Origin of the sequence: Rhodoferax potami (assembly GCF_032193765.1) — a bacterium.
Taxonomy (GTDB): Bacteria; Pseudomonadota; Gammaproteobacteria; order Burkholderiales; family Burkholderiaceae_C; genus Allorhodoferax; species Allorhodoferax potami.
The window spans coordinates 1,855,633-1,879,876 of the sequence record NZ_JAVBIJ010000001.1; the positions used below are offsets into that span (position 1 = coordinate 1,855,633).

Sequence of the window (24,244 nt, forward strand, 5' to 3'; positions counted from 1 at the left end):
GGCGGTGCCAGCTCGCACTCAAAGGATAACGCCCTTGCAGAACATGGCATTTCCATACGCAGTGGCTTCGCCGCTTTGGACGATGACGCTGGCGCCTTTGATCTTCTCGTAAAACGCAAAGCGCTCTACCGCCTCGACCCTGCTGGCGGGCAGCCCATCCTGAGATAACAAAGCCACTACAGAAGCCTGTGCAGCGGTCTGGTGACCTTCCGGGCTGTGGCAAACCTGCATATAAGCAGCGGGACAAGCGACGTCCTCAGCCAAGGGGAAAACCGACAAAACGGCTTTGCTTACCCTCTCCAAGCTGTGCCCGGGCAAGCGGACTAGCGCTTTGCCTTTGCCCAAGAAATCTGCGGTGAAATTGGCGTCCACCACCGCAACCCACTCACCGTGCCCCATTGCAGACAGGTGCATCAGCAACTCGGGGGTCAACAAGGAATCCAGACCTTTCAGCATGCGACGGCCTCCGCGGATTGCAGTGTGGCCGGATCAATAGCGCCTGTGATGAGGCCCACAATTTCCTCCGGATTGGTCTCTCTGGTCAAGCGGCTGCAAATGATGCGACCCTGACGGAACACCCAGATCCGGTCCACCAAATCGAACACCTGGCGCAAGTTGTGGCTGATGATGATCAGCGGTATGCCTTGTTGCTTCAGGCCCTTGATGATCTGTTCGACCCGCGCAGTCTCCGCGACCCCCAATGCGGCAGTAGGCTCATCAAGAATGATGAGCTTCTTCGCAAAACCGGCGGCACGGGCAATCGCCACACATTGACGCTGGCCGCCCGACATGCCCCGAAGGCTCTCGGACATGTCTTGAATCTTGACGCCGGTTGTTGACAACATCGAGGCGGACTGTTCCCGCATAGCCTTGTGATTCAAAACCGACAAGGGCCCGAGTGCCAAGCGCGTGATTTCACGGCCCAAAAAGATATTGGCGGGAACGTCAAGGTCTTCGGCGAGGGCCAGTGTCTGGTACACCGTTTCAATACCCTGGTCGCGTGCATCCAAGGGAGAGCTGAAGTGGACGCTTTGGCCGTCCAGATTGATGTCGCCCGAGTTGGGCTGCTCTACGCCGGTGATCAAGCGAACAAAAGTGCTTTTGCCGGCACCGTTGTCACCGACGATCGCGGCGTGCTCGCCGGGTAGCAGGCGGAAACTGGCATCGGTCAGGGCCTTCACGCCACCGTAATGCTTGGTCAGATTGGTAATCTGCAGAACTGGTTGTTTGGATGTCATGGTGGACTTGTTTCAGGAAATTGGGTGCAAGCATGCCAGAACCCGACACGGAATCGTATTAGTAAAACTACTAGATTTAATTAAATAAAACTCTGCTGTAATTTGGCTCCAGCAAGCCGTGGAATCCACCACAGCTGCTAATTCAAACCACAACGGAGATAACGAATGATCACCAAACGCATGCTGGGCCGCTTGGCCATCGCGATGGCCACCGCCGGCCTGATGTCTGCCGCTGCCGCAGAAACCACTATTGCCTACATCACCAATGGCAATACCAACGAAGGTTGGACCCTGATCAACGGTGGCGCTAAGAAGGCCGGTCAAAAGGCCGGCGTGAAATTCATTGAATTGGCAGCAGAAAAAGGCGAACTCTCCAAGCAGTTGGCCATTGTTGAGGACATGATCACTCGCAAAGTGAACGCGATTGCAATTGCTCCGGTGGACAGCGCAGGCATTGCACCGGCCATCAACAAAGCGCTGGCGGCCGGCATCAAGGTGGTGGCGGTGGACACTGGCATTTCCGGCGCCAAAATCACTTCCTATGTGGCGACCGACAACATCAAGGCCGCGATGGTGCAAGGTGACTGGACTGCCGAGCAGGTCAAAGACGGCGACACCGTGATCTACATCACAGGCGATTTGGGTCAATCGACAGGTCAAGAGCGCAAAAAGGGCTTTCTGGACGGCCTGAATGCCAAGCGCAAGAACGTAAAAGTGGTAGAGGTCTCTACAACATGGGATCAAACCATGGCGCAAAACGGCGTTGAGACTGCGATGCGCGCTAACCCCGGCGTCAAGGTGATTGCCTGTGCTTGGGACGGCGGCGCGCTCGGTGCCAAAGCAGCCCTGATGGCTGCAGGCAAGAAAGCCGGCGACGTCAAGATCGCTGGTTTTGACGGCTCCCCCGGCGGTCTGGACATGATGAAGCAAGGCTGGCAGTCTGCCAACGCTGCGCAAATGTTGGCCAAAATCGGCCAAGTAGGTGTCGAAACAGCGATTGCCGCTGCTGAAGGCAAAAAGGTAGACGCTCGCATCGATACCGGTTCATTCCTAGTGCTGCCATCCAACGTGGACCAGTTCGCCAAAGACTCTGGCGTGGCGCAGTTCATGAAAGTGAAATAAGTTTTTGCACCCGCCCAGTGGGTGACCACCGGGCCCGGACGACCGCTGCAGAGCGGTCGTCATTTTTTTATTTGAGGAATTGATTTCATGAAGTCCATCACCCGCCAAGAATGGTATGGAGCCTTAGTGGCCGTTTTGGTTTTGGGGGCCTTGCTGAGTGCAGCATCACCCTATTTTCTGACCACTGGCAATTTGTCCAACATTCTGGTGCAGGCCTCTGTAATTGCCCTGCTGGCAGGCGGCCAAACATTTGTGATTTTGACTGGTGGTGTCGACCTCGCAGTGGGCGCCTTGACTGCGCTGGCAGGTGCTGTTGCCGGCCACATGATGGTCAAATTGGGCGTTGACCCCTACCTCTGTATCGCAGCCGCTTTTGCCATCGGTGCCGCTGTTGGACTGTTCAACGGCTACCTGGTTGCTTTTGTGGGTATTCCTTCATTCATCGTGACTTTGGGTGGCTTGACTCTGTGGCGGGGTCTTGCTTTCGAATCCACTGGTGGCTTTGACAACTCCGGAATGCCGGATCCCCTGCCCTTTATCGGCTACGGCCAGTTCCTCGGCGTTCCGATGCCCATTTGGATCACCGGCGTCTTCTTTGTCGCCATGGCTTTTATTTTGTCGAGCACCAAACTGGGCCGCTATGTGTATGCGATGGGCTCCAATGAAATGGGTGCGCGTCAAGTCGGTATCAACATCCGCTGGTACAAGTTAGGCGTGTATGTGGTGTCGGGTTTAAGCTGCGCTCTGGGTGCACTGGTACTGATGGCACGCATGGACTCATCTAGCGGCAAGATGGCCCAAATGTTCGAGTTGGATGCCATTGCGGCAGTCATCTTGGGCGGCACCTCACTTTTTGGCGGACGTGGAAGTATCTGGGGCAGCCTTTTGGGTGCCGTACTGATCACCATGATCCGCAATGGCATGAACCTGATGGAGATTTCGCAGTTCAAGCAGATGATGGCCATCGGCGCGGTGGTGATTTTGGCTGTTTGGATTGATGTGATCCGTCGTCAACGACTCTTGAAAAAATGACCACATCTATTTGGGTACTCGGCGAAGCGCTGATGGACTGCCTCTCGCAGCCCGATGGAACACTGCGCCCCTTCATAGGAGGCAGCCCTTACAACATGGCTCGCGCAGCGGCGTTGCGCGGAGCACCTGTGGGCTATGTAAACCCGCTCTCTACCGACCGCTTTGGACAGCAACTGGGCCAGCAATTGCTGAAAGACGGTGTACAGGTCCTGGCTGGCGAGAGCCGCTTGCCCACCTCTTTGGCGGTGGTGCAGATCACAGATGGGCAACCCAGCTACGGCTTTTACCGCGAAGGTATCGCAGACCGGGATTACACCGTCGACAGCGTGCTGACCATGCTCAAAGGCCATCCGCCGGGGGTGCTGCATACCGGGTCATTGCTGCTGGTGCCCCCAGAGCACACCAAGGTAATGTCGATCTTGCAGGGTGCAAAAGACATGGGTTGGACTATCAGCGTGGATGTCAATCTACGCCCCAAGCTCGCAGCCGATTTGGGGGCCTACGTTGAGGCAGTCAAAAAGGTCGCCAAATTGGCTGACTGGATCAAGGCCAGCGATGAGGACTTGGAGTTGCTGGGTGTTCAAGCGCCAAGCCGTGAAAAAGGCAGAGATATTGCCGCCATGTTCCGAGACCACGGTGCACGCCGAATCGCTCTCACTTTCGGCGGCGACGGTGCGTGGCTAGAAGTCGATGGCGCCTATGCTGAGGCGGATGTGCCGGTGACCCGGGTGGTTGATACGGTGGGCGCCGGAGACACGTTCTGGGGTAACTGCCTTGGGGATTGGGTCCTGAACGTAAACGGACAAGACAGAGTGCGGCAAACCTTAACTGAGGCTATGCAGGCCGCAGCGATAAATTGCGCACGGGCAGGTTGCCAACCTCCAACCTACGAAGAAACCCAGGCGCTTCTTTGAGGCCTCATCAAGGCTTGAATATCAGGCCTTGTTTTTCAATTTTCCACGCGGCATCACTGCGGTCGTTACCATGGGGCGCACAGGGTCCCCCCCCCCGATAAGGGCTTGGGGGCTGCGTTGTCTTTTTTGGGCTTTTTAGACTCTTTATTTGATTTCTGTTGACCTTTGGCCATTAGGAGAGTCCTTGTACGAGAGTGTTATGGTTGAAGGCAGTCTAACCTTCACACGCACACATCGTGGCATTTCTTTTTGATCGCATTGCCGCAGAAGCACAGTTGATAGCTATCCGCGCGCAAGGTGCCGGCGGACAAAATGTCAATAAGGTATCCAGCGCTATTCATTTGCGGTTTGATATTCATGCATCATCTCTGCCTGAAGCGATCAAAGAGCGGCTGTTGGCGAGCCCCGACAACCGCATTAGCCGTGACGGCGTATTGGTCCTCAAAGCACAGCAACACCGGACCCATGAACTCAACCGGCTAGATGCATATACTCGCCTGCGCGGGATCATTGAGGCAGCTGCAATTGAACCGCTTCTACGCAAGGCCACTAAGCCAACTTACGCCTCGCGCCAACGCCGGTTGGAATCGAAGTCGATACACAGCAGGTTAAAGCAGTTGCGAGGGAATCGACTGGAATAACAAAAAATCGGTCGGAAGATGCAGTTGTCACTTGAAATTAGAGGCGATGCAGTCCAGTCAGCCTTGATCTTTGTTCGCGAGTGCGGAATCCTGCGCTCTGTGTTCCATAAAGACTCTCAAATCAATCAGTTTAGTGCAGCGTCAAACTGAGCCAAATTTCCGTCGAATTGGCCTCCTGCCGGTTTCAAAGCCACATAGTCATGACGGCAATGAACCAAGAAATTGCCAATCGCAACAAGAAGGCAGTTCAGGCGGGGATTCAAGGTTGATGATTCACGGGGGACAACGGAACAGGATGTCGGCGCCAGCCAAGCAGAAAGGGATTTGGATTTGAAAATGCTTCTATGCCGCTGGATGTCAGTGCTACCGTAAGGGCCCCAGCAGGCTTTTCCTAGCAAGGGCGCCATGAAGACTGAGCAAGCCAGAATTAGTAGGTTGCACGAAGAAAAACCTACGCTCAAGATAGAGCGCAGCATCTTGAAAAGCGCCACGACCTACATCGCCTAGGAATAAATAACCGATGAAGCCATAAGCACTCTGTTGCGTCAAAGCTCCACAGGCAGCGATCGGGGCTATCGTGCACGTCGAATAAGACAAATTTCTGGCCTTATGACACAGCTGCGGCTTACATAGGATCAGACCCCTAATGTGGGGGTAGTCATTGCGCACATGCCCGAAGCGTCTCGGACAAGCGAAGGACCGATGCCAAAGCAACACGATTGCTAATAAGTTGTCCCTGCAAAACCCCTGCAACCCGCATGAACGCTTGTGATCTGGGGTGATTCCGGATGGTCAGAACTCTCAAATAGATATTCAATGGAGTCTGTTTTCTGGGAGTTTTTGAAAGCAGCGCCATGACCGATGACTTTTTCCGCAACCGCCTGGATCAGATGATCGATTTGCGCCACCCTCTGGCGGTGCTTGCTAACCGCATGCCTTGGCAAGAGATCGAAGCCTCCCTCGTCCAGCGCTGGGCACGCCAGGTCAAGTCTGGCAAGAAGATAGAAGACTTGGACTTGTTTGGTCCGGTCTCGGCCGTTGCCGGTGGCGGCGTCTCCAATGCCGGCCGTCCCCGTCTGCCCACCCGGTTAATGGTTGCCTTGCTGTACCTCAAGCATGCGTTCAATGAGAGCGACGAGGACGTGATCCAGCGCTGGGGTGAGACCCCCACTTGGCAGTACTTTTCTGGCAACGAATACTTTGAACACCAGTGGCCGTGCGACCCGACACAACTGGGGCGCTTTCGTAAAGCTCTGGGCGAAGAAGGCGTGGAAGAACTGCTGGCCCGCACCATGGAAGTGGCGGTCACCCTCAAGCTGATTGCCAAGAAAGAATTGACCCGCATGATCGTGGACTCCACGGTGCAAGAAAAAGCTGTGGCACATCCCACCGACAGCAAGCTGCTGGAGACCGCCCGATCCAAGGTGGTCGAGTTGGCCAAAGCCAATGGCATCGAGCTCAAACAGACCTACGCCAAAGAAGGCCAACTGCTGGGCTACAAGGCTGGGCGCTATGCCCATGCCCGCCAGTTCAAGCGCATGCGCAAAGCCATCAAACGCCAGCGCACCATCGTTGGACGGCTGCAGCGCGAGGTGGCTCGCAAGATGACCACGCTCAGCCAAGCCATACAAGAGACCTTGGGCCAGACCTTGGACAAGGCCAAACGCTTGGTCACGCAGACCGGCAGTCGCAAGGCAGTGGACAACCGCGCCAAGCTCTACAGCTGGCATGCGCCCGAGGTGGAGTGCATCTCAAAAGGCAAGAGCCGCAATCCGTACGAGTTCGGCGTGAAGGTGGGTCTGGCCATGACGCTCAAGGGCAATTTGATCGTGGGAGCCAGGAGCTTTCCCGGTAACCCGTATGACGGGCACACCATGCACGAGCAGATCGAGCAAAGCGCTATCCTGATGCAAGGCTTGGGGGTCAAGCCCGAGGTGGTGTACGCAGACTTGGGCTACCGGGGTGTGGACAAAGACAACCCGGACATTGAGATCAAACACCGGGGCAAGGACAAGCGGTTGACCGATGAAGAGCGCAGACTGCTCAAACGGCGCCAAGCGATCGAGCCGATCATCGGGCACCTCAAAGCGGATCACCGCATGGACCGCTGCCACCTCAAAGGCTCAGCAGGCGATGCACTGCACGCGGTGCTGTGCGCGGCGGGCTACAACATCCGCTGGCTGCTGCGGATGATCGCCCGGAAAGGCCTGGGCCTTTTGTTGTGCCTGCTGCAGGTGAGCGGTTTGACGGGCTTGTTTGAGAAATTGGCCAAAATCATCGGCCTCAACCGACTGCAAGGCTCAGATCGGCGCTGGGGGGTGGCTTGAAGTGAATTTTGCAGGGACGACTAATAAGGTTTTTGACCGCCCAGCCGAGGCCGATGGACCCTGCCGTAGCGTGTCTCGTAACTCAGCCAAAACTAGAAAGCTGGCGGCGGGCGTTATGGCGCGGCTGTATTAGACCTGCACCCGCGTTGAATTGGCGACTGCTCGATGCAAGGCAACACGACCTAGCGACTGGCGCCAGATGTCTTGAAAATTGCGGTGTGGCTATGAGTAAAACGACAGTGCTGCTGCATCGCACTTACCAAGGTAGCCCGTACACTAACTGGAATATTCAGCAACGGCTTTAGAAACAATGCATCACATACTGAATGTATCGAGCTGGCGAGTTCTGAGGTGACTCAGGGATAGAATAATTCTTTAGTTTGGTCAAGATCGAATGCTCAGCAACAAAAGCTCATCAAATTCCGGAACAGTCACGCGCCTGTGTGTTTGATTAGATTAGGCGATTTCGCAAACCTGTGCCCTGCACTGCGAGCTATCGAACTCAAGTCCGATACCAATTATGAGAGATTTAAGAGCTTGGGTTAATGTAGCGACCTTTAAATGTACACATTGCTTTGCTGCCAACCCACACACCTCCATGTTGGATAATGTTGACGAGTCTATAGACACATTTTTTAGACCAAACTATTAGCATAGATATGCAAAGCCTACGACAATACAAATCGAGAAATAGAGCCTCGTGACCGGTGGAGCATATTTTTTGGACTCACATATCATCAAAATACTACTTGAGCGTGGCGATGAAGTAGTTTGCACAGATAACTTTTCTACAGGCACGAAATATAATATCGAACATTTAACCTCTCACCCTCGATTCGAATTTCTCAGGCACGACGTAACGTTCCCTTTGCATATCGAAGCGGATAAAATATACAACTTGACATTCCCGGCGAGCCCTATTCATTACCAGTACGACCCAGCCCAAACTACAAAAACTAGCGTACATGGCGCGATAAATATGCTTGGCTTGGCCAAACGACTTCGTGCCCGTATATTCCGAGCGAGTACGAGCAAAATATATGGGAATCTCTCTGTTCACCTACAGCCAGAGAGTTACTGGAGCAATGTAAATTCGATTGGCCCTGAAGCTGTTATCACGAAAGCAAACGATATGCAGAATTTTTATTTTCTGATTATTACCGACAACATAACTTCGACATCCGTTTCGCTCAGATCTTCAATACTTATGGTCCTCGCATGCACCCTAACGACGGCCGTGCAGTGAGTAACGTTGTAGTACAAGCACTAAATGACGAAGATATCACTCTATATAGTGATGGCGGGCAGACACTCAGCTTTTGTTACGTGGACGACCTTATTGAAGGATTTTTGCGATTCATGGATATGTCTGCTGGAGAGAACGGCCACCCCTGTTTTCCAGGCCCCATGAATCTAGGTAGTTCTTGCGAGTTCACAATACGCCAACTGGGTGAACTCATCATTGAATTAACCGGTTCGAGCTCGAAACTGGTATGTTATCTATTGCCTGCAGATGACCCAAAGCAGCGGCAACCCGACATCACGCTAGCCAAAAAGACGCTCGACTGGGAGCCCACAATCACCTTGGATTCAGGCCTCCAAAATACAATTTGTTACTGTGCGCCAGTATTTAGCAAAGCTTTATGATCCGCTTAGGAAACTTGCTGTCTTCAATTGCAAGGCTGCCCACCTTGTTAGCGTCCCTAACCGCTCGCAATGCGGCTTCTAGTTTTGTCGCCCTAGCTTGGCTGAGCTTGCTTTCCATGCTCATGATTCCCTTCTATATTCGTCTACTGGGCGTATCAGAGTGGGGCCTAGTCGCGGCCTGTGCTAGCCTCCAAATCCTTTCGAACTTTATCGATTCTGGCTTCAGCCAAATCCTACCTAGATGGGTAGCGTTAGTAGCAAATCATCCCGCACGTTTACGCCAATATGTGATAGTTTTTCGGCGCATATACATCTGCCTCGGCCTCACGATGTTTCTGACATTGCAGGCATCCGCAGGCTACTTGGCCCACCGCTGGTTTAAAGTCCCCGCTGAAAGCATGGATGGGCTTGAGATGGCCATTCGCATTGTTAGCCTTCAATTCTTTTTCCAATTCTTCAACAATCTGCACATTGGACTCTGGCACGGCCTACAACACCAAGTACTCGCAAACTTTAGGGCTTGCGGCTTCGGGACTCTGAAGCACTTGACGGCCCTACTGTCCTTGCAGTTCCTGGTACCGGAAGCATGGATGTACACACTAGCCTTCGCTTCTATCGCTTTTTTGGAGGTCACTGTAAACGCCGTCAGCGTGCGGCGCCTGCTCGGGCGTGGGCCTGACACCGCCTCTCAGGATAAGATCACTTTAGGCCTACTGTTGAAAGAGGTGTCTATTCTCTCAGCAGGCATTCTCGTCGGCCTATTAGTGAGCCAACTCGACCGAATAATTCTCAGCAGAACGATAGACGTAGCGGAGTTTGGTATATACACAGTCGTATCAACTTTTGCCTTTGCCTTTCTGCAATTGCAGGCACCGGTAACGCGAGCTTACTTCCCGGTGATTGTCAAGAATATTCAAACTAACGGGCAAGTGTCAGCCGCCCACATGAAGCGCCTGGTGGGCGGCACTCTGGTTATTTGTATTTTGCCCGCGTTAATGACTTGCTGGTTTGCGCCACAAATTCTTGAACTATGGTTACAAGACCTAACAGTTGTAAGCTTGGGCACTGCCCCATTTCGGCTTCTGCTTTTTGCGGTTGTATTGAACAGCCTCTATGGCTGCATTTATCAAGTCATCGTCGCCAAGGGACAGTCGCACAAGATTTTGCAATTCAATCTTATTTCACTAGCTTCAGCTTTATTGGTGGTATATCTCTACGGAACTGACGGAGGAGTCATGCTTGGAGCTTTCATATGGATCACCACCTCGCTAGCGCAACTTATGCTAGGCATTCTTTGGTGGTTTAAGACCAGCCAACAATAAGCGTAAAAGGATGCTAGAGATAACATTATCTATGTACAAATTTATTAAACATTTTTCGCACAAAGCGCGCCGTGCATTTGTCCTTTTTCAACAGTTTTTTACCGCTTTGATGCAATTTCGTAAGCTTCAAGCCAACGAAAGACCTAGATTTTCGTTGGCTTGGAAATACCGATGGTTGCATTTGCGAGACGCTACAGCTACAACCGGATTTGATAGACACTATGTTTTCCATACCGCTTGGGCTATTAGAGTAGTTGCCGATTTGCGCCCCGCCCAGCATATTGATATTGCAAGTTCACTCTATTTCGTCAGTTCGGTGTCCGCCTTTGTGCTAACAAAGTTTATCGACTTCCGCCCGGCAAATTTAGGCCTTTCTGGCTTGGTCAGCGACGCTGGTACGTTGATGCAGCTGCCTTTCACCAACAATAGCGTGGAATCTTTGTCCTGCATGCATGTAGTCGAGCATATCGGTCTAGGCCGCTATGGTGATCCCTTGGACTACGACGGAGACCTCAAGGCGGCGCGCGAGTTGGTCCGAGTGGTGGCACCCGGGGGCACGTTATTGTTTGTGGTGCCAGTCAGTGGTCAAGCGCGAATTGAGTTCAACGCACATCGTATCTACACCTATGAGCAGGTGCTGGAGATGTTTCCCGAACTCGAACTAGTCGAGTTTGCCCTTATTCCGGACGATGGCGCCACGGAGGGATTGATTCGTCAAGCAGACCCCCGATTAGCTGGAAAGCAACGTTACGGTTGTGGATGCTTCCACTTTATAAAGCGATTGCCGACTTAAAACTTCATCTGAGAAAGAAAATACCTAAATGATTGCTTTTAAGGCACAAGGGGGGTTGGGTAATCAGCTGTTTCAATACGCTGCCGCTCGACGTCTTGCTATGCAGCATAAGTGTGCGTTAGTTGTTGACCATCACTGGTTTGATCATCCCGGGCCAGGTGAAACGCCGCGCCCATTGGAGCTTACGCGATACCCATTGGGAATGCGTTTGGCTACACGATCAGAATTATTTCGCTGGGCACCGATCCGCTCGCGCTGGGGGCGGTACCTTAAGCCATTGCAATCGATGAAAGTGATACACGAGGAGGGCTTCGGTATCAACAGCAATGTATTTACGGCACCGCCCAAGAGCTACTTGGTAGGATTCTGGCAGAGCGAGGCATATTTCGCCGGGATTCGTGAGCAACTATTGACCGAACTAACACCGCTGGATCCTCCTGGGCCGGCAGATCTAACTCTGATGGAGCAAATGGAGCAAAGCGAATCTGTTTGTGTGCATGTCCGCCGTGGTGACTATGTAAGTTTGGCATCAGCATCGCAATATCATGGTCTGTGCTCACTGGCATACTACCGGAAGGCGATTGAGCGAATGGCTGAGCGACTTCACTCTCCTACTTTATTCGTCTTCTCAGACGATCCCGAATGGACCAAAGCCAACCTGCGATCACCGTATCCCACTCATTTCGTCGATCACAACCGCCCCGAACAAGCATTTCAAGATTTGCGAATGATGTCTAAATGTAAGCACCATATCTTAGCCAACAGCAGCTTTAGCTGGTGGGGTGCATGGCTGTCGCGTAGTGCAAATCAGATCGTGATTGCTCCCGAGCAATGGTATGCAGTGGATAGACCCACTCCCGATCTTATTCCTGCGCGATGGATTCGGATGGCAGGATAAAAACATGAAGAACGACAACCCTCAAGATTTGACTGTGGTTATCCCTACATTCAATCGGAGTGAGGAACTTGTTCGAGCCTTGAGTAGCTTGGCGACTCAAACGGACAATATGTTTGATGTTGTCGTTTGTGATGATGGCTCCACAGAGGATATAGCCGCCGCAATCGGCGGCTTCTACAGCCAACTTCGCCTGCGCTTGCTACGGATTGATAACTCGGGGGGACCTGCACGACCGCGCAACGTGGCAACCAAAGCTGCCACGACACGTTGGATCAGTTACCTGGACTCAGACGACTGGTGGTACAAATCGCGGATAGCTGATCTAAAAGCGCAGCTCACTGAAGACCGAGATATCGTCTACCACTCTTTGCGGGTTGAACGGGCAGACCTCGACACAGCAGCTAAGCCGCCCCATACCGGCAAGATTGGCGAACAACTGCGCTCCAACGATCCCATCATGCACATGATCCGGTTTGGCAACCCCTTGCCCACCTCAGGCACAACGGTTAAACGCGAGCTCATGATGGCGATCGGTGGATTCGACGAAAGCCCGGGGCTAGTGGAAGACTTTGACGCTTGGCTGCGCCTCGCAGCAAGAGGTGCGCGATTTCACTATGTGCCAGCAATACTAGGCACTTATTGTGTTGGCTCAGATCAGATCAGCATATTTAACGCGCGGCAATTTGATCATCAGCGGAATCTTTTTAGACGTCAAATAACTCTACTGCCGCCGAGGTACCGCGATCGTGCCCGAAGTAATTTTGGGTATCTGCTAGGCAGTTATGCATTAGCCCTTAATTTGCCCAACGCCAATCACTATTTTCGCGACTTAAAATTTAGACATGAGCCCGCGCGCTGGTTGAAGGCAAAAATCAAGCTGTGGACGGCTTCATGGAAGACGGGACCTTTGAGATGAGCGATAGACTTCGCGTACTCCTTTGTTGTGAGCACTACCCTCCCAGCGTCGGCGGCGTTCAGGAAGTTATCCGCCAGATCGCAGAGCGTCTAGCGACTGCAGGGATAGATGTGACTGTCGCCACGAGCCCACATCCCGACCGAACCTCAGACACAATAAGAAACGAGGTGCGAGTAGTATCCTTTGAGATTACTGGCAATTGGGCCACAGGGATGCATGGTCAGGTCGAGGAATACAAACGCTTTTTGCTACAAGATAACTTCGACACAGTGATGATCAAGGCTGCTCAGCAGTGGACCTTCGATGCAACAATAGATATCCTCCCCATTTTAAAATGCCGTAAACTTTTCATCCCCTGTGGCTTCTCAGGCTTACATAATTCTCTTTATTGGGATTATTTTACAAAAATGCCGCAATGGCTTAGATGGTTTGATGGACTGATATTTTATACTCACGAATACCAAGACATCGCTTTTGCTAAGGCTCATGGCCTTTCCAACCTCTATTTCGTGCCCAATGGTGTCGACGAGCGTGAGTTCCAAGACCTCAACCCTGGGAATATCCGTCAGCAACTAGGAATTGATCCCGAGCATGATCTTCTACTGAGCGTCGGGAGCCGCATTAAAAATAAAGGACACTGGGAAGTTGTTCAAGCTTTCAACAAAGCAAAACTGTGTCGCCCAGCAGTATTGGTTATTAATGCGAACGAGCCAGGGAAAATTTTCACTGAAAAAATAAAACGCACTATCAAGCACCTCATTCAGGGACGCTTGCCCCTGCCCTGTCTGGCTTGGTGGTGTAATCTCACCCAAACACGTAAACGTTTGTTGATCGTGGACTTATCGCGTGCTGATGTGGTGAATCTCTACAAGGCAGCCAACCTTTTTATCTCAGCTTCGCATGTGGAGTATTCCCCTTTGGTTCTCTTTGAATCTGCGGCTTCGGGGACGCCGTTCATTTCAAGTGACGCGGGCAACAGCCAAGAGATTGCCGACTGGACAGGAGGTGGGGTTGTGCTACCCAAAGCCCGAAAAAACTCATCCGAGATATCTATCGACAGATTAATGCACGAGCTGGAAAATATGTTAGCCGACAGAGAAAAACTCCGAAAAATGGGTGAGTCCGCAAGAACATCCATTTGGAACAAGGGTTTTACTTGGAGCCAGATCGTTCAACGCTACCAACAATTGCTAAGGCCTTAGTAACGATAAAGAAATACCAGTTACTTTCAAACTAAAACGCTCATGCATTTTTTCGCCGTCGCGTCATTTTTTTAATAAAGCAGACTAACTAGAAATTAGCATCCTCCTCAAAACCAAGCAATTGAATTGATTTCGAAAATATACGAATACTTAGTTTTCTTTTAGCTTAGGGAACGAAGAAATAACTATTTTTAGATCCGCCAACTTGACCCAATCATCCCTTTGCATCGAATTTTTCGTGACGCCAATGCTGGCAGCATGTCGTGCTAATTCACCAGTTTGTGTTTTCCCGGTGCAGCGCTGCTACCTACTCAACTGAGAAGCTTTTCGAAAGAGCTCGGATCCTGCCAAACCTTTATATGCCTGAAGGTGGTTTGTCATTCTTTGCGAATCTAGGAAGTGCGATGCAGTCTGTCCATTCGTTAACAATACTAGACTAGGAGAAATATTGAATATGGGTACTATGAGTGATCGAGCTCCTCGTGCTGCATGGCTCATTTGCACCCATCGTGAAGATGAACTCTTGTATCGAGCAATACAGTCGTGTCTGACTCAGACCATGACTGACTTCGATTTACATTTGATCGTGAACGGACCAAATGCAGATGAAATCGTGCCAAAACTAACCAAAGCCTTCGCCCACGACAAACGTGTCAAGGTTGACGGAACTCCAATTCACTTACTGAATTTCAGCCTTAGCTTAGGCCTCCACTTAGCACGCTCACCATTTATAGCTCGCATGGATGCAGATGATGTCGCAGATCCCAAGCGGCTGGAAATGCAACTTGCCTACATGGAAGCTAACGACGATGTCGCGGTCCTCGGCTCTTCATATTTTTTAATTGATAATGACAATTATGTCCATGGAAAAGTAGATCTACCTGAAACCAATCAAGAGATTCGCAAAGCTTTACGGTTTGGTAACCCCATATGCCACCCCTCGGTGATGCTGCGCCGCGATGCCGTGCTAGCTGAGGGAGCTTACTTGGGCGGCAAAAACGCAGAAGACTACGACCTGTGGCTCAGACTTGCTATGGGGCATAGATGGAGATTCGCCAACCTACCCTTACCTTTGTTGTCGTATAACATTTCCCCTAACGGCCAGGCTCGAAGGTCAAGAGCGGCTTACGCTAACGTAGCAGGAGCTCAGTTACGACAGCTTTTGCTTACAAAAGATGTCCGCTGGCTTGTCGGAGTTGCGGTCAGTGTTGGAAAGTGCATCTTTTTGGCGAATCGCCCTTGAATTGTACTTTGTTAAAATCTCACCGACTTATGGGCATCGCCCATTGAATAATTGAACTATTTATGCGATGCAACTCTAGGAAGTTGATTTTCTTTGTAGCCGTGGACTGGTTTTTTTGCTCCCACTTTTTGGAGCGGGCCAAAGCAGCACAAAATGTTGGCTATGAAGTAGTTGTAGTCACGTCGATTGAGAGGCATCGTTCGAATATTGCAGATGCAGGATTACGTGTTATCGACTTAGGCATTGATCGCCGAAGCTTAGGTCTTATATCTGCTTTTAGAACAGTAAAGCAATTAGTTACTATCTTCAAAGAAGAAAATCCCGATATCCTTCACCAAGTGGCTATCAAACCCATTTTGCTGGGGGGGATTGCGGCGCGTATTGCTGGTGTACAGCGAGTAGTTAATGCTGTTGTTGGAGGCGGCTACACCTATACATCTACGTCGCCCTTTATGCCATTTCTTCGTTCAGTTATTGGAGTAGCTATGCGCTTACTCCTGAATCCACCAAGGAGCTGTGTTGTCTTCGAAAACAGGGACGATATGGCCCTGTCCATCAAATCACGACAGGTACACCCGAACGCTGCGGTACTTATTAGGGGTGCAGGAGTCAATCTCAATCTTTACCCAAACCGATCGACTACAAACTCAACTCCATTGGTCGTGGTACCTGCAAGGTTATTGTGGGATAAGGGTCTCGGCGAATTTGTCGCGGCAGCGCGCTTGCTACGCAATCGTAAAGTCAACGCCCGTTTTGTGATCGCTGGGGGCGAGGACACTGACAACCGGGCCAGTATCCCCCCTGCTGTATTGGCGCAATGGAAGACTGAAGCAGATGTTGAACTTTGGGGTTTCTGCTCAAATATGCCTCAAGTACTGGAACAAGCAGATATCGTCTGCTTGCCGTCTTACAGAGAAGGCTTGCCAAAGGCTCTGTTAGAAGGTATGGCCGCTGGGTTACCATGCGTGACGACCAATGTGCCGGGATGTCGTGAGGCTGTAATTGACGGGAAAAATGGTTTGTTGGTTCCCCCCAGGGATTATCAAGCCTTGGCTGACGCCTTGCATCGGTTGATCTTGAATCCTCAACTACGCCTCCAAATGGGTAATCGAGGTAGATCCATGGCAGCGACCGAATTCGCTTCGTCGATCGTCTGCCTGCAGACACTACAGGTTTATGAAAGACTCCTTCAATCATGAGGGTACTGATCACAGGAGCATCCGGATTTGTAGGTCAGGCAGTCGCAAAAGCATTGAGCCATAAAGGCCATGAAATAGTCCGCGCAGTTCGTAAGGAACAGGCAGATGCAGTGGTGGTTGGAAACATTGGACCAGAAACGAATTGGGAAGAACCCTTAAAAAAGTGCGGAGTGGTGATCCATCTGGCAGCTCGCGTGCACGTGATGAACGAGAAGAGCTCAGACCCGATGACTGAGTTTCGCCGTGTAAATGTCGAAGGGACCGCCGTACTTGCACGACAGGCTGCTGCTGCTGGGGTGAAGCGCTTCATCTTTTTGAGTTCTATCAAAGTAAACGGCGAATATTCAGAATCGGGACAACCCTTCACAGCCAACGATGCGCCCCGGCCGGAGGACCCATATGGAATTTCCAAATACGAGGCAGAAAAAATACTCCAGGCGATTGCTTCTGAAACGGGCATGGAAGTTGTGATTATTCGTCCGCCGTTGGTGTACGGACCTGGGGTGAAAGCCAACTTTGAATCTATGATGCACTGGTTGTCTATGGGTCTTCCGATCCCACTAGCTGCGATAACTAAAAATCGCCGAAGCTTGGTGGCTCTAGACAACCTCGTGCACTTGATAATGACTTGTTTGAACAGTCCTAACGCCGCAAATCAAACGTTTCTGGTATCTGACGGTGAAGACCTTTCAACAGCTCAATTACTTGAGCGCATGGGGGCCGAAATGGGAAAACCTGCACGCCTGTTTTATCTGCCATCTGCGCTGTTAAAGCTGGGCACAATACTTTTGAACCGACCAAGCACCTATCAGCGTCTATGCGGCTCATTGCAGCTCGACATTACAAAAACCCGACAATTATTGGGCTGGACCCCGCCAGTGTCGGTGCAAGAGGGTCTGCGTCGCGCAGCTGAGGGCTACCGCCTATGAAACGTTTGACTGACCTGACACTAGCGCTCATCGCGGCTATGTTACTGGCTCTGCCTATAGCGCTGCTGGCGCTAAGCATCCGACTCACTTCCCCCGGACCCGCACTCTATTGGAGCGACCGAATGGGTCGACACAATAAGATTTTCAAAATGCCCAAATTCCGCAGCATGCGCATCGACACCCCAGTGGTAGCCACACACCTGCTGCATCAACCAGAACTGTATCTCACACCCATAGGCTCTTTTTTGCGCAAATCGAGTATGGACGAACTGCCTCAGCTATGGAGCATTCTGAAGGGAGATATGAGTTTCGTTGGCCCGCGCCCAGCGCTCTTCAACCAAGAGGATCTGATAGGCCTCCGCACGGAAAAGGGTGTGCATGAACTAATGCCCGGTTTGACTGGGTGGGCTCAAGTCAATGGCCGGGATGAAATCCCAATCTCACAAAAAGTGCAATTTGACTTGGAATATTTAAAGCATCAGTCTCTATCTTTCGACATGAAGATACTTTGGATGACGCTGTTGAAGGTTGTAGCAAGGGATGGAGTGTCACATTGAGAGAAATTAAAGAAGCGCCGAAGTACGAAGCTCTTGTAAATGCCATGCTTTATGAAACAGTCTAGGTCTAGCCTAAAAGTCCCGATTTTGGCTCTGCCGCGACCGGCGAAACGACTTGTAGCTCTTTCAGTTGATATGGGGCTGTGCGTCCTAACAGTATGGCTGGCTTACTATTTGCGACTGGGTGAGCTTGTCACTCTTGATGGCACGGCGTTATTGGCAGTGGCTACCTCTGTGGGTATGGCTCTCCCCATTTTTGCTATGTCAGGCCTATATCGAGCCATTTTTCGCTACAGCGGCTGGCCTGCCTTGCTGGCTGTTGCCCGTGCAGTAAGCATCTACGGCCTGCTTTATGCATCTATCTTTACAGCTATTGGTGTAGTCGGGGTGCCCCGCACGGTGGGCATTATCCAACCCATGCTTCTGCTCCTGTTCGTCGGTGCTTCACGAGCGCTAGCTCGGGTCTGGCTTGGCGAGGATTACCAAAATATTTTAAAGCACGCTTCACGCCCAAAGGTGCTCATCTACGGCGCAGGCACAACCGGTCGCCAGCTAGCCGCTGCTATGAACAACAGCCACGAAATGCAAGTGGCAGGCTTCCTAGATGACGATAAGCGCCTGCACGGACAAGTGCTCAACGGTCAGCGGGTTTATAACCTGAGCGAATTGAATAACTTGGTCTCAACGCTGAACATCAGCAACGTGCTGCTGGCCATGCCGAAGCTGTCTCGCAGGCGCCGCAATGAAATATTGAGTCAGATCCGCGTAGCTCACGTGGCCGTGCGAACGCTGCCCAGCGTTACCGACCTAGCACAAGGTAAGGTCAAAATCTCAGACCTAAGGGAACTGGACATAGACGATCTGCTGGGGCGCGAACCAGTATCCCCCGACCAATTATTGCTGGCGAAGAATATCGCAAACAAAGTGGTGTTGGTGACCGGCGCGGGAGGGTCTATAGGAAGTGAGTTATGCCGACAAATTTTGGTGGTCCACCCGACGAAGCTATTGCTGATAGAGCAAAATGAATATGCCCTCTACGCAATACATCAAGAGCTGGAAGAAAAGCTCGCGGGGCTGAATTGCGACATAATGCCTGTCCTAGTCCCACTTCTGGCGTCCGTACATGACTATGACCGGATGCTCGAAATTATGTCTACTTGGCATCCGGAAACGGTTTACCACGCTGCAGCATATAAGCATGTCCCACTGGTAGAGCACAATCCAGCAGCGGGTATCAAGAACAACGTAATCGGCACTCTGCGGACAGCCCAAGCTGCCTCCCAAAATGGTGTGTCTGATTTTGTGCTGATCAGTACTGACAAGGCCGTAAGGCCTACCAACATAATGGGCGCCAGCAAACGTCTCGCCGAAATGGCACTTCAAGCACTTGCTGCCAACCAGCCCGATTCAGACCGCGATACCAAGTTCAGCATGGTGCGCTTTGGCAACGTACTTGGGTCTTCGGGTTCGGTAGTTCCTAAATTTCGACAACAAATTCGAAATGGAGGGCCAATAACTCTCACGCACCCTGAGGTTGTGCGCTATTTCATGACCATCCCAGAGGCGGCCCAACTGGTTATTCAGGCCGGTGCCATGGCTAAAGGAGGAGATGTATTTGTGTTAGACATGGGTCAGCCCGTAAAGATCATGGACTTGGCACGGCGAATGGTCGAACTCTCGGGCTTGACAATTAGAGATGAAGAGCATCCTGAAGGCGATGTCGAAATCGCTATCACAGGCCTACGCCCGGGTGAAAAGCTCTATGAAGAGCTGCTAATCGGCGACAACCCCGAGCCCACAACGCATGTACGCATTATAAAGGCCCATGAGGAATTCATTCCATGGTCCGAATTCGAGGGCGCGCTCAGCGCCTTAGAAGTGGCGCTGCGTAACAATGAAGTAAAAATGATCCGCTCGATAATGCAGAAGCTTGTCTCTGGATACATCCCAAGCGACAACATCGTAGACTGGGTTTACTTGGAGCAAGAGGCGGGAGCAATCGCTGTATGTGAGTAATTGATATAAATTGCATCTGTAACGGTTGACCTATTCTGCTTAACTCTGAGTCAGAACCGAGTCAATTAACTAATCTGCGTTAGTCAAATTCTCATAGAAAGAAATTTAAAGATTTCTGCCGATCCTGCAACTTGGAACTATCCAAATGCACCGTCCGGGCTGCTGTCCTCTGCACGTTTCCGCGCCCCCTCTAGTCTGTGAAGCGTCCTCAAAAGCTCCATAGAACTAATATCAGCGATCTGGCGCTAACTAAGCAACGGGAAGAGATCGTGCTCCAATTGGCGCAGCGTTCGATAGGCGCGGCATGCGCTACATTTTGGTGCCTGCCTTGGGTACCACTCAAGTGCAATAGCCTTAAACGTGTCACCAGTGGAGCGGGTATTTTTCAGCTTGTCCAGCTTGCGCGCCTGCACGGAATCGACGCCCTCTGACTTTTTAAGCTTTGCAGCGTCACGCGCCTTTCGTGCCTCAGAAAGACTGACTGCCGGGTAGCTAGTTGTCCCTGCAAAACCCCTGCAACCCGCATGAACGCTTGTGATCTGGGGTGATTCCGGATGGTCAGAACTCTCAAATAGATATTCAATGGAGTCTGTTTTCTGGGAGTTTTTGAAAGCAGCGCCATGACCGATGACTTTTTCCGCAACCGCCTGGATCAGATGATCGATTTGCGCCACCCTCTGGCGGTGCTTGCTAACCGCATGCCTTGGCAAGAGATCGAAGCCTCCCTCGTCCAGCGCTGGGCACGCCAGGTCAAGTCTGGCAAGAAGATAGAAGACTTGGACTTGTTTGTGTCAAACGCAGTTTCGATTTGATACAGCTGTCGAACGCAAACGCGGCGTGGATTTGATACACCGTTGTGTGGGGCGATTGTCTGTTTTGTCTTTGCTTGTCTTTCAAGCAGTCAGTGGCTCGCCACTGACTGCTTGGCGCCCTTAGGCTGCCTGTTCCTCCTGTGTATCAAGGTGACTGCGTTTTCGTTTGAGTAGGGTATTGCTGCTGGCGGCAATCACACCGGCACGCCGCTTATCTTTCAGGCGATAGGAGTCTCCTGAAATCGGGACCACATGGGCGTGGTGGAGCAGTCGGTCAAGTAGCGCCGCTGTCAGCGTGGCATCGTCTGCAAACGTCTGGTCCCATTGCCCAAACGGCAGATTGGAGGTCAGGATGAGACTTCCCACTTCATAGCGTTTGGCAATGACTTGGAACAGAAGATTCGCCTGTTCCCGATTCATGGGAAGGTACCCGACCTCGTCAATGATCAACAGCCGGTAGGGACGCACGATGCGTTTGATAGCCTCTTCCAGGGTGTTCTGCCGTAGTGCCGTGCTCAGTGTCATCAGCAGATCTGCCGCCGTGATGAAACGCGTCTTGATTCCAGCCTGGGTTGCCCTGTAGCCCAAGGCGATGGCCAAGTGGGTTTTGCCCACCCCACTGGCGCCCAGCAAGACCACGTTCTCGCTGCGCTCCACGAAGGCCAGACTGCCAAGCTCCTGTACCAGGGGTTTGGGCACGCCGCTGGCAAACTGGAAGTCAAACTCATCAAGCGTCTTGATGGCGGGGAAGCCCGCTATGCGCGTGAGCATGGCGCGTGTTCTCTCCACTCTGGCTAGAGCCTCGCCACGCAAGGCTTGCTCCAGGAACTCCAGGTACCCCAGCTCTTTCTTGGCCGCCATTTGCCCCAAGTGGGCAAGCTGATCGGGTAAGTTGAGCAGGCGCAGCTGATCACACAGTTCACGCAGTCTTTCCATTTGCAGGCTCATGGTCGTCCTCCTGCTGAGGCTTGGTTGTGCACCAGCGTGTCATACATCGCCAGAGGATGCTGCAGGCCTCGCCATGCCGCGGCTGGAATTGGCCGGACTGCTGCGCCGCTACCGGTGACTTTTTGCAATTGACGCACTGTTCGCCCACTGTAGGCGCTGGGGATGGCCAGCAGATGTGTGCGCTCCTGTTGCAAAGCCAGTGCCGGCACACACCCAGTGGTTCCGTGGATCCGCACATTGGCAACGTCACGCAGCCAGGTGCGCATTTCCCGATTGGCTGTGTCCGCGTCCACCACCAAGCATTGCTGCTTCATACTCGCCACCAATGGCACCCAGAAGCTGCGCCGGATGTAGCCATTCATGCGTTCGACTTTGCCCTTGGTCTTGGCCCGATAGGGCTTGCACACCCGCGGCACAAAGCCATGGTGGTGCGCAAAGTCAGCAAAGGCACCCTGGAACTGGTGCAGGTTCTTGCCGTAGGCGTCACGCTTGAGGATGACGGTCTTCATGTTGTCGTACAGCACTTCACGGGTGACTCCACCAAAGCTCTCGAACGCCCTGACATGGCACGCCAGTAGTGTCTCCAGCTTCATGTCTGTGACAAACTCCGCGAAGGTCGCCCGGCTGTGGCCAAGCGTTGCCACAAACGCCGCCAACATGCCGTCTTTATGCCCAGACTTGCGGAACTCGATCCAGTCCATCTGCATTTGCTCACCGGGCTGGGTCTCGAACCGCACAACCGGATCCGGGCGCGCCTGTGGACGCAACTCCTTGAGGTACTCCTGCAGGATGCGCACGGAGCCCGTATACCCCTGTGCGGCAATCTCACGCTGCAGCACCGTTGCGGGAATCCAATCAGGCTTGGCCGCCTGAATACGTCCAGCCAAGTAGTCCTTGAATGGATCGAGCTTGCTTTTACGTTCCGGCAGTTTCTTCATGGCCGGCGGACCGCCCTCCAAATACTTACGCACCGTGTTGACTGCCATTCCAGTTTGCGCCGATATCTCGCGCAAGCTCAGCCTGTGCTTCCTTAAAACCTTGAGTTCCATGTACTCCTCGTTCGTAATCATTGCCAGTCCCATCCATGGTTCGGATGGCTTGGCACGTTAGTCGAGGTGTATCAATTCCTCACCGCGTTTGCGTGTCATTTTCATACTGCGCGTGACATTTGGTCCGGTCTCGGCCGTTGCCGGTGGCGGCGTCTCCAATGCCGGCCGTCCCCGTCTGCCCACCCGGTTAATGGTTGCCTTGCTGTACCTCAAGCATGCGTTCAATGAGAGCGACGAGGACGTGATCCAGCGCTGGGGTGAGACCCCCACTTGGCAGTACTTTTCTGGCAACGAATACTTTGAACACCAGTGGCCGTGCGACCCGACACAACTGGGGCGCTTTCGTAAAGCTCTGGGCGAAGAAGGCGTGGAAGAACTGCTGGCCCGCACCATGGAAGTGGCGGTCACCCTCAAGCTGATTGCCAAGAAAGAATTGACCCGCATGATCGTGGACTCCACGGTGCAAGAAAAAGCTGTGGCACATCCCACCGACAGCAAGCTGCTGGAGACCGCCCGATCCAAGGTGGTCGAGTTGGCCAAAGCCAATGGCATCGAGCTCAAACAGACCTACGCCAAAGAAGGCCAACTGCTGGGCTACAAGGCTGGGCGCTATGCCCATGCCCGCCAGTTCAAGCGCATGCGCAAAGCCATCAAACGCCAGCGCACCATCGTTGGACGGCTGCAGCGCGAGGTGGCTCGCAAGATGACCACGCTCAGCCAAGCCATACAAGAGACCTTGGGCCAGACCTTGGACAAGGCCAAACGCTTGGTCACGCAGACCGGCAGTCGCAAGGCAGTGGACAACCGCGCCAAGCTCTACAGCTGGCATGCGCCCGAGGTGGAGTGCATCTCAAAAGGCAAGAGCCGCAATCCGTACGAGTTCGGCGTGAAGGTGGGTCTGGCCATGACGCTCAAGGGCAATTTGATCGTGGGAGCCAGGAGCTTTCCCGGTAACCCGTATGACGGGCACACCATGCACGAGCAGATCGAGCAAAGCGCTATCCTGATGCAAGGCTTGGGGGTCAAGCCCGAGGTGGTGTACGCAGACTTGGGCTACCGGGGTGTGGACAAAGACAACCCGGACATTGAGATCAAACACCGGGGCAAGGACAAGCGGTTGACCGATGAAGAGCGCAGACTGCTCAAACGGCGCCAAGCGATCGAGCCGATCATCGGGCACCTCAAAGCGGATCACCGCATGGACCGCTGCCACCTCAAAGGCTCAGCAGGCGATGCACTGCACGCGGTGCTGTGCGCGGCGGGCTACAACATCCGCTGGCTGCTGCGGATGATCGCCCGGAAAGGCCTGGGCCTTTTGTTGTGCCTGCTGCAGGTGAGCGGTTTGACGGGCTTGTTTGAGAAATTGGCCAAAATCATCGGCCTCAACCGACTGCAAGGCTCAGATCGGCGCTGGGGGGTGGCTTGAAGTGAATTTTGCA

The 24,244-nt window shown here is 52.5% G+C and carries 19 protein-coding genes and 3 pseudogenes; 18 read left to right on the plus strand and 4 right to left on the minus strand.

Annotation, left to right across the window (positions count from 1 at the left end; all coding sequences use genetic code 11):
- Nucleotides 1-18: 18 nt before the first annotated feature.
- Both RAE21_RS08840 and RAE21_RS08845 read right to left on the minus strand, forming a co-directional pair.
- A complete protein-coding gene (locus RAE21_RS08840) occupies nt 19-456 on the minus strand; it encodes an RbsD/FucU family protein (RefSeq protein ID WP_313881040.1) in 438 nt (145 codons plus the stop codon).
- Complete coding sequence (locus tag RAE21_RS08845; RefSeq protein ID WP_313875725.1) at nt 450-1,238, minus strand: ATP-binding cassette domain-containing protein; 789 nt, start codon at nt 1,236-1,238, stop codon at nt 450-452. The genes RAE21_RS08840 and RAE21_RS08845 overlap by 7 nt, the downstream gene beginning before the upstream one ends.
- 165 nt (nt 1,239-1,403) lie before the next feature.
- Here RAE21_RS08845 and RAE21_RS08850 point away from each other — a divergent pair, with 165 nt between their 5' ends.
- The 17 genes and pseudogenes from RAE21_RS08850 to RAE21_RS08930 form a co-directional block, all read left to right on the plus strand.
- On the plus strand, nt 1,404-2,360 hold the full coding sequence (locus tag RAE21_RS08850; RefSeq protein WP_313875724.1) for a sugar ABC transporter substrate-binding protein: 957 nt from the start codon (nt 1,404-1,406) through the stop codon (nt 2,358-2,360).
- Between the two features lie 87 nt (nt 2,361-2,447).
- On the plus strand, nt 2,448-3,392 hold the full coding sequence (locus RAE21_RS08855; protein ID WP_313881041.1) for an ABC transporter permease: 945 nt from the start codon (nt 2,448-2,450) through the stop codon (nt 3,390-3,392).
- On the plus strand, nt 3,389-4,306 hold the full coding sequence (locus RAE21_RS08860) for a PfkB family carbohydrate kinase (protein ID WP_313881042.1): 918 nt from the start codon (nt 3,389-3,391) through the stop codon (nt 4,304-4,306). Before RAE21_RS08855 ends, RAE21_RS08860 begins: the two co-directional genes overlap by 4 nt.
- A 233-nt stretch (nt 4,307-4,539) precedes the next feature.
- Nucleotides 4,540-4,947: an alternative ribosome rescue aminoacyl-tRNA hydrolase ArfB gene (gene arfB / locus RAE21_RS08865; RefSeq protein ID WP_428984058.1), complete on the plus strand. Its 408-nt coding sequence runs from the start codon at nt 4,540-4,542 to the stop codon at nt 4,945-4,947.
- A gap of 854 nt (nt 4,948-5,801) precedes the next feature.
- Nucleotides 5,802-7,274 (plus strand): IS5 family transposase, encoded by a 1,473-nt coding sequence (locus RAE21_RS08870; RefSeq protein WP_313880209.1) that lies wholly within the window; start codon nt 5,802-5,804, stop codon nt 7,272-7,274.
- 700 nt (nt 7,275-7,974) lie between these two features.
- Nucleotides 7,975-8,921, plus strand: a pseudogene (locus RAE21_RS08875) (UDP-glucuronic acid decarboxylase family protein).
- Nucleotides 8,918-10,243, plus strand: a complete 1,326-nt coding sequence (locus RAE21_RS08880) for a lipopolysaccharide biosynthesis protein (RefSeq protein WP_313881044.1) — start codon at nt 8,918-8,920, stop codon at nt 10,241-10,243. The pseudogene RAE21_RS08875 and the gene RAE21_RS08880 overlap by 4 nt, the downstream one beginning before the upstream one ends.
- Before the next feature lie 31 nt (nt 10,244-10,274).
- Nucleotides 10,275-11,036 (plus strand): DUF268 domain-containing protein, encoded by a 762-nt coding sequence (locus RAE21_RS08885; RefSeq protein WP_313881045.1) that lies wholly within the window; start codon nt 10,275-10,277, stop codon nt 11,034-11,036.
- Nucleotides 11,037-11,064: 28 nt separating this feature from the next.
- Nucleotides 11,065-11,934, plus strand: coding sequence for an alpha-1,2-fucosyltransferase (locus tag RAE21_RS08890; protein WP_313881046.1), 870 nt, complete (start codon nt 11,065-11,067; stop codon nt 11,932-11,934).
- 4 nt (nt 11,935-11,938) lie between these two features.
- A complete protein-coding gene (locus RAE21_RS08895; protein ID WP_313881047.1) occupies nt 11,939-12,850 on the plus strand; it encodes a glycosyltransferase family 2 protein in 912 nt (303 codons plus the stop codon).
- On the plus strand, nt 12,814-14,052 hold the full coding sequence (locus RAE21_RS08900; RefSeq protein WP_313881048.1) for a glycosyltransferase family 4 protein: 1,239 nt from the start codon (nt 12,814-12,816) through the stop codon (nt 14,050-14,052). The genes RAE21_RS08895 and RAE21_RS08900 overlap by 37 nt, the downstream gene beginning before the upstream one ends.
- 463 nt (nt 14,053-14,515) lie before the next feature.
- Nucleotides 14,516-15,295: a glycosyltransferase gene (locus RAE21_RS08905; protein WP_313882689.1), complete on the plus strand. Its 780-nt coding sequence runs from the start codon at nt 14,516-14,518 to the stop codon at nt 15,293-15,295.
- Between the two features lie 62 nt (nt 15,296-15,357).
- Entirely contained in the window at nt 15,358-16,494 is a 1,137-nt protein-coding gene (locus RAE21_RS08910; protein WP_313881049.1) for a glycosyltransferase family 4 protein, read from the plus strand.
- Nucleotides 16,491-17,423 (plus strand): UDP-glucose 4-epimerase family protein, encoded by a 933-nt coding sequence (locus RAE21_RS08915; RefSeq protein ID WP_313881050.1) that lies wholly within the window; start codon nt 16,491-16,493, stop codon nt 17,421-17,423. Before RAE21_RS08910 ends, RAE21_RS08915 begins: the two co-directional genes overlap by 4 nt.
- On the plus strand, nt 17,420-17,980 hold the full coding sequence (locus RAE21_RS08920) for a sugar transferase (RefSeq protein WP_313881051.1): 561 nt from the start codon (nt 17,420-17,422) through the stop codon (nt 17,978-17,980). Before RAE21_RS08915 ends, RAE21_RS08920 begins: the two co-directional genes overlap by 4 nt.
- A gap of 51 nt (nt 17,981-18,031) precedes the next feature.
- Nucleotides 18,032-19,996, plus strand: a complete 1,965-nt coding sequence (locus RAE21_RS08925) for a polysaccharide biosynthesis protein (RefSeq protein WP_313882690.1) — start codon at nt 18,032-18,034, stop codon at nt 19,994-19,996.
- A gap of 620 nt (nt 19,997-20,616) precedes the next feature.
- Nucleotides 20,617-20,784, plus strand: a pseudogene (locus RAE21_RS08930) (IS5/IS1182 family transposase); the annotation flags it as partial.
- Nucleotides 20,785-20,928: 144 nt separating this feature from the next.
- On the opposite strand, the gene istB reads toward RAE21_RS08930, so the two are convergent.
- Entirely contained in the window at nt 20,929-21,756 is an 828-nt protein-coding gene (gene istB, locus RAE21_RS08935; RefSeq protein WP_313879687.1) for an IS21-like element helper ATPase IstB, read from the minus strand.
- On the minus strand, nt 21,753-22,826 hold the full coding sequence (gene istA, locus RAE21_RS08940) for an IS21 family transposase (protein ID WP_428984048.1): 1,074 nt from the start codon (nt 22,824-22,826) through the stop codon (nt 21,753-21,755). Before istA ends, istB begins: the two co-directional genes overlap by 4 nt.
- Before the next feature lie 97 nt (nt 22,827-22,923).
- Here istA and RAE21_RS08945 point away from each other — a divergent pair.
- Nucleotides 22,924-24,231, plus strand: a pseudogene (locus tag RAE21_RS08945) (IS5 family transposase); the annotation flags it as partial.
- Nucleotides 24,232-24,244: the final 13 nt, after the last annotated feature.

Bases quoted from the DNA above. Each gene is read 5' to 3' on its own strand.
- RAE21_RS08885 (WP_313881045.1), top strand. From the start codon at position 10,275: ATGTACAAATTTATTAAACATTTTTCGCACAAAGCGCGCCGTGCATTT.
- RAE21_RS08915 (WP_313881050.1), top strand. From the start codon at position 16,491: ATGAGGGTACTGATCACAGGAGCATCCGGATTTGTAGGTCAGGCAGTC.
- RAE21_RS08925 (WP_313882690.1), top strand. From the start codon at position 18,032: ATGAAACAGTCTAGGTCTAGCCTAAAAGTCCCGATTTTGGCTCTGCCG.
- RAE21_RS08870 (WP_313880209.1), top strand. From the start codon at position 5,802: ATGACCGATGACTTTTTCCGCAACCGCCTGGATCAGATGATCGATTTG.
- istA (WP_428984048.1), bottom strand. From the start codon at position 22,826: ATGATTACGAACGAGGAGTACATGGAACTCAAGGTTTTAAGGAAGCAC.
- RAE21_RS08850 (WP_313875724.1), top strand. From the start codon at position 1,404: ATGATCACCAAACGCATGCTGGGCCGCTTGGCCATCGCGATGGCCACC.
- RAE21_RS08855 (WP_313881041.1), top strand. From the start codon at position 2,448: ATGAAGTCCATCACCCGCCAAGAATGGTATGGAGCCTTAGTGGCCGTT.
- istB (WP_313879687.1), bottom strand. From the start codon at position 21,756: ATGAGCCTGCAAATGGAAAGACTGCGTGAACTGTGTGATCAGCTGCGC.
- RAE21_RS08860 (WP_313881042.1), top strand. From the start codon at position 3,389: ATGACCACATCTATTTGGGTACTCGGCGAAGCGCTGATGGACTGCCTC.
- RAE21_RS08920 (WP_313881051.1), top strand. From the start codon at position 17,420: ATGAAACGTTTGACTGACCTGACACTAGCGCTCATCGCGGCTATGTTA.
- RAE21_RS08910 (WP_313881049.1), top strand. From the start codon at position 15,358: ATGCGATGCAACTCTAGGAAGTTGATTTTCTTTGTAGCCGTGGACTGG.
- RAE21_RS08845 (WP_313875725.1), bottom strand. From the start codon at position 1,238: ATGACATCCAAACAACCAGTTCTGCAGATTACCAATCTGACCAAGCAT.
- RAE21_RS08840 (WP_313881040.1), bottom strand. From the start codon at position 456: ATGCTGAAAGGTCTGGATTCCTTGTTGACCCCCGAGTTGCTGATGCAC.
- RAE21_RS08895 (WP_313881047.1), top strand. From the start codon at position 11,939: ATGAAGAACGACAACCCTCAAGATTTGACTGTGGTTATCCCTACATTC.
- RAE21_RS08890 (WP_313881046.1), top strand. From the start codon at position 11,065: ATGATTGCTTTTAAGGCACAAGGGGGGTTGGGTAATCAGCTGTTTCAA.
- RAE21_RS08880 (WP_313881044.1), top strand. From the start codon at position 8,918: ATGATCCGCTTAGGAAACTTGCTGTCTTCAATTGCAAGGCTGCCCACC.
- RAE21_RS08905 (WP_313882689.1), top strand. From the start codon at position 14,516: ATGAGTGATCGAGCTCCTCGTGCTGCATGGCTCATTTGCACCCATCGT.